Origin of the sequence: Candidatus Aquicultor secundus (genome assembly GCF_002791875.1) — a bacterium.
In the GTDB taxonomy this organism is placed as follows: Bacteria; Actinomycetota; Aquicultoria; order Aquicultorales; family Aquicultoraceae; genus Aquicultor_A; species Aquicultor_A secundus.
Genome location: NZ_PFNG01000099.1, coordinates 1 through 4,922 on the forward strand (window position 1 = coordinate 1; position 4,922 = coordinate 4,922).

At 41.9% G+C, this 4,922-nt stretch carries 5 protein-coding genes and 1 tRNA gene; 5 read left to right on the top strand and 1 reads right to left on the bottom strand.

Annotation, left to right across the window (positions count from 1 at the left end; translation table 11 throughout):
- Positions 1-11: 11 nt before the first annotated feature.
- A tRNA-Leu gene (locus COY37_RS04285) sits at positions 12-95 on the bottom strand.
- A 496-nt stretch (positions 96-591) separates the two neighbouring features.
- Between COY37_RS04285 and COY37_RS04290 the strand changes: the two genes are divergently transcribed.
- From COY37_RS04290 to COY37_RS04310, 5 genes are all read left to right on the top strand, one after another.
- Positions 592-1,179, top strand: coding sequence for an RNA polymerase sigma factor (locus COY37_RS04290; RefSeq protein WP_286678751.1), 588 nt, complete (start codon positions 592-594; stop codon positions 1,177-1,179).
- Positions 1,149-2,132, top strand: a complete 984-nt coding sequence (locus COY37_RS04295; RefSeq protein ID WP_286678750.1) for an anti-sigma factor family protein — start codon at positions 1,149-1,151, stop codon at positions 2,130-2,132. The genes COY37_RS04290 and COY37_RS04295 overlap by 31 nt, the downstream gene beginning before the upstream one ends.
- A 265-nt stretch (positions 2,133-2,397) precedes the next feature.
- On the top strand, positions 2,398-3,045 hold the full coding sequence (locus tag COY37_RS04300) for a hypothetical protein (RefSeq protein WP_286976319.1): 648 nt from the start codon (positions 2,398-2,400) through the stop codon (positions 3,043-3,045).
- Positions 3,046-3,104: 59 nt separating this feature from the next.
- Positions 3,105-3,737: a hypothetical protein gene (locus COY37_RS04305; protein ID WP_286678748.1), complete on the top strand. Its 633-nt coding sequence runs from the start codon at positions 3,105-3,107 to the stop codon at positions 3,735-3,737.
- Positions 3,738-4,120: 383 nt separating this feature from the next.
- The gene (locus tag COY37_RS04310) at positions 4,121-4,831 is read left to right on the top strand and encodes an Ada metal-binding domain-containing protein (RefSeq protein ID WP_286678747.1); all 711 of its coding nucleotides are present in this window, start codon (positions 4,121-4,123) and stop codon (positions 4,829-4,831) included.
- Positions 4,832-4,922: the final 91 nt, after the last annotated feature.

Consider the following 4,922-nt stretch of genomic DNA (forward strand, 5'->3'; position numbering starts at 1 on the left):
GGTCTTTTTTGTGCCGAAGGCCGGGATCGAACCGGCATGAGGTTACCCTCACTGGTTTTTGAGACCAGCGCGTCTGCCTATTCCGCCACTCCGGCATGTAAGCTGGCATTATGCGAATTAAGCCCCTTAAGCTATCCACCAGACACACGGGATTCGCCTTTATTTCTTTGATGAAAGCAAGTAAATCCTGTGACCTTATATATTGTAATTATAAAGTAAAATTCTGTCCAGCGAACAGAGTAGTAAATAGGTAGCGCTATCAGCTTCAATCATGGGGGAAGACAAGCCTTCTAAGTAATACATTATGAAATTTCCGATTTAGCACCAAATGAGAAGCTGAACTAGAAAAGCAATAAGCCAAAAAATTCCGAACAACTGGCACACTTCTTTATTCGCTAAGAATTGGATTACTTGTAATGTTAGAGGTTGGTTAATTAGTAACCAATCATTAATACTAGTATTTTAACAGAAGATTATCGTATGATTGTTATTGACGTCACAGGGTTCAGCTTCAAAGAAAAATCTTTTAAATATTTCGAAGAAAAAGTGAACTTTTTCTGCTGTTCTTCGAATATTTAGGCAGAGGTGACAATGTATTCAGACGAAGTCTTAGTGGTGCAAGCAATATCAGGCAAACAAGAGGCGTTTGAAGAGCTCGTAATAAGGTATCGAGCTTTAGTTTATTATGTCATCATGCAAACCATTACCGATCCACAGGAAGCAGAAGATATCGTGCAAGATGTGTTTGTAAGTGCTTTCGGGACACTTAATGGGTTTGATTCAAGTAAGGCTTGTTTTAAAACTTGGCTTTTTAATATCGTTAAGAAACGCAGTATTGATTGGCTTCGTAAACCTAAAAGGGCTCTTAGCGTACATGAGGAAGTTCTAGCTGAAATGGATATTCAAGCAAGGGAGAATCCTGAAAATGCATTTATTGATAAAGAATTTCACGAAGCCCTAAAACATGCGTTTAAAAGTTTAGGAGAAGAGCAAAGACTTTGCCTCGCCTTAAAATCAATCGAAGGACTCTCCTATGCAGAAATAGCGCAAATTGTTGGCATACCAATCGGGACAGTCCGATCACGGATATCGAACGCTCGTAAGAATCTGATTAAGAAGCTTACTTTCTTTATAGAGGACGGAATACAATGCGATGTCGCCAAGTTGAAGACTTATTAAGTGCATATATTGATGATGAACTTGAAAATGGGGAGAGAAAAGCTATTCTTGAGCATGTTCAAGCATGCCCTAATTGTCAAAAGACCTTGAATAGCATGACCGTCATAAAGCAAGCTCTGCAAATGCCTGGAGGCTTCGACGTTTCAAACGAACTGGCAGGTAAGCTTGGTGCTATTACTCAGCATTTTTCAAAAGCTTATAGTGATAGCCAGAAGGGTGAGTTTCTTAGCAGGCCTTTTGAGGGAAGCCAAGACATGTTAGATGACACAACGAAATTACAATCAATAAAAGTACAAAGGGAACGGAAGACCCTTAAGCAGAAGAAATCACACAGAGTCCATGCGGCACTAAAGATTGCGTCGTCTTTAGCGGTGATTGTCTTATCAGTCGCCGCTTTACAATCTGGCATTCTAACGCCCAAACCAGCGAAACCAGTAATAAACAAAGAAGAAAGCAAAAAATCAAATACAAAGGTTATTCATAAACAGGACCTTAATGACTCTAGGTTCGTTCAGCCGCCGACGGATTCTCCTGGCAAAAGAGCACAGTCTTTTAGTGAAGCAGTATCACAAATTGCAGTAAAGCCAAAACTACCGGATGCTAATGCTATTGATGAACCCAACGAGATATATATTCTTGATGCACCAACACTTCAAGAGAAGGGAATCAGAGTTGTTTACAAAAGCGGCATTAGCGTTATCATTCGTCCAAAAGGCAAATGGTATGATTTTGATGCTGTGATAAAACAGACCCCAGATCTTAAGCCAGTTGATATAAATGGAATAAAGAGTTTCTGTGCTGAACCCAGGAAGGTATCGCAGGGCAAGGATCGGGTGCTAAAGCCAGCTATAATTATTTGGTATGAACAAGGGATTGAATATACCATCCAGGGAGATGATACTGGCAAGATTGGCCTTAACCGGTTACTTCCGATTGCACGCTCGATGCGTTAAAAAATCTGGACAATAGCAATGAAAGTATACTTATCTGTAATGTGAGTCCCAAAGCTGCAATATAAAAAGATCCGGAGGATTCTAGGCAACAAGTTGAATTATTATTCGCTTTATTTACTAACTAGGCGTATCAGTACAAAGTATTTAACACCGCATTAAGGTTCAGTTTCTATGATGTCTTTTAATAGTACCTAATGAGCTGTCGTAGTTGATAGGTAGCGCTACCTTTTATATAGAAAAGTTCAATTAACAGGAGGTTTATGTTATGAGAAACCTGTACTGGCGTATTCTTGCATTGAGTCTACTAATAATGATCGTATTACCAACAAACGCTTTCGCGCTAGCGTACGGTGTTACTGGTAAATCAACCAACACTGGTGGCGGCAACACCTATGGTTATGGTTGCTATAGTTACAACTACGTAATGAGCAACCCGACACTTCAATCGCCGGATGGTGAGCATGTAAACTCTGTTTATGTAAACTACCTTGGAAATACAGGCGTTGAGTGTGGTTGGTATCGTCGCTACGGACAGAGCAATCCACAAGGCTTTACTGTGTGGATGAATTATGGCGCCTACCATGAAGTAGCGCTCGGTGCCATGGCTGCAGGCCAAAATGCTGGCCTTAAAGTTGAAAGCGTGGCTGGCACCGACGAGTGGAGAGCGTATATTAACGGAGCTTTTATGTACGAATGGGCTAACGCCGGTTGGACTTATGGTTGGCCAAGAGTAGGCAGTGAACGCAAATATACTGGCGACAGCAATTATGGCGACTTTAAAGAGTTGCAGTTTAGAGAGGGCAATGTGACCTGGAAATATTGGAATAACGTCACAGCTGAAAGCGATAATGACCCAGGTTACAGAATCTATCCAGATACTGCAAATCACAAAGCGCTGGTAGATAACGGATAAAATTCGGGTTTGCCAAAAATAAATGAAAGCTCGCATAGAGCTAGAGGAGGATGGTTTTCATGGAAAGAATGAATCTACGCAAGCGCTACTCGCCATTAATTGCGATAACTTCATTGCTAGCAGTTGGAATGCTTGTTTTTACCATACAGACGGGTGGCATATTATCAACTGCTGTGGGTAAATCACCAGCCAATCAGGTTCAGAAGAAAAATGGCACGGTTGTAACTAAACAAAACAACGATGCTAAATTCATAAAACCGCCGATGAGTCTGTTTGGCCAGCAAGTACAAACGCTAAATGATGCAGTATCTCAAATCTCTGTAGTGCCAAAACTGCCAAATCCTGCTGTTGCAGGTAACCCTAAAGAGGTCTATGTTTTGGATGCGCCAACGCCCGAGCAAAAAGGAATCGGCATCCTTTACGAAAACGGCATCCAGATATGGATTATTCCAAATAAACAGCCTGCCCCCAACTATGATGCTACGGTTAGGATTGAACCGAACCTAAGGCTCGTTGATGTTAATGATGCTAAGGGTATAGCAAGGGAACCTGGCACACAAACATTAATGAGTCACGGCGAGGTGCCAATACCAGGCGTCGTTGCTTGGTTTGAAAATGGCACAGAGTATGAGATATATGGCGACAACATTGGCCTTAATGTTCTGATGCCAATTGCTCGTTCTATGCATTAACAGCCTAATTGTCAATTGCCGACATTGTAAGGGAGAGCATTTTGCTCTCCCTTACGTGGCTACGGCAATAGCATGCAAAAAGAGGCAAGGAAATCTAATATCTTGCCTCTTTTTGCTTCTGTCAAGAATGGAAGTTGAGGGAAGATAAAGCATTTAGCCAACATACAAACAGAGCTTATTTATCAAGGCAATTTCCAGGCGATGCAAGAACAAAGAACTCTATAAATCCGCTTACTAGTTTTTGGTCACGCTTCAAACTGGTCTTAAGAACGAGGACGAGATACTTACGACTATTAAATATTTACAAAATACTTCTCGTTTAGTCTAAGTAATGGGTATATTATAGTTACTTCTATCGCTAGGCTAATAAGGAGGGGTATGCTGTGGATAACGATAAGCAACTTGTGCCCAAAGGCGATCTTCAACAGAGAGTATGGTATAAGACCTGGTGGGGAATTATTATTGCAATCCTTTTGTGGCCTATTATGGGCGCATGGCAAGTATGGAAGAAAATCACTTGGCCTAAAGCAGCAACGATTATTGCAACTGCTGCTATCGTATTTGTTGCACTGATAGCCTTGGCTTCATGCTCATTGGACCGACAGCAACCAGACTTATCTCAAGGTTCCATTTCGACAGAGAAGCCTTTTAAGCAAACCAATATGTCCCCAACAACTAACGCACTGTCTACCGCAACTACCGCACCACAAACACCAAACACTACAGCAGCACCTGCAGGCGAATTCGCTGGAAGCGTCAAATCAAATGTCTACCACTATCCAAGTTGCAGCTACGTAGATCGAATCAATCCAGAAAATCTCATATGGTTTAGCTCAGCTGAAGACGCCCAAGCCAAAGGATATAGGGCATGTAAAGTATGCCAACCACCAGGCTATGCACCTCCAACTGCAGTTGCACCTCAAGATAATCAGCAATCGTCTGGGTCAGATGTCATTGTTCATATCACAAGAACTGGTGAGAAGTATCATAGTGCAGGCTGCCAATACTTAAGCCGAAGCGATATTCCCATTAGTCTCTCTGATGCAAAGGCGCAAGGGTATACACCGTGTAGCAGGTGCAATCCACCAGAATAACGTTATTAAATCGAAGGAACGATATGTCTCCGGGTGGCTACGGGGCGTTATTTTGCAGTTTGGTGCCGTATTTGACGAGTTGTTGGGGTTT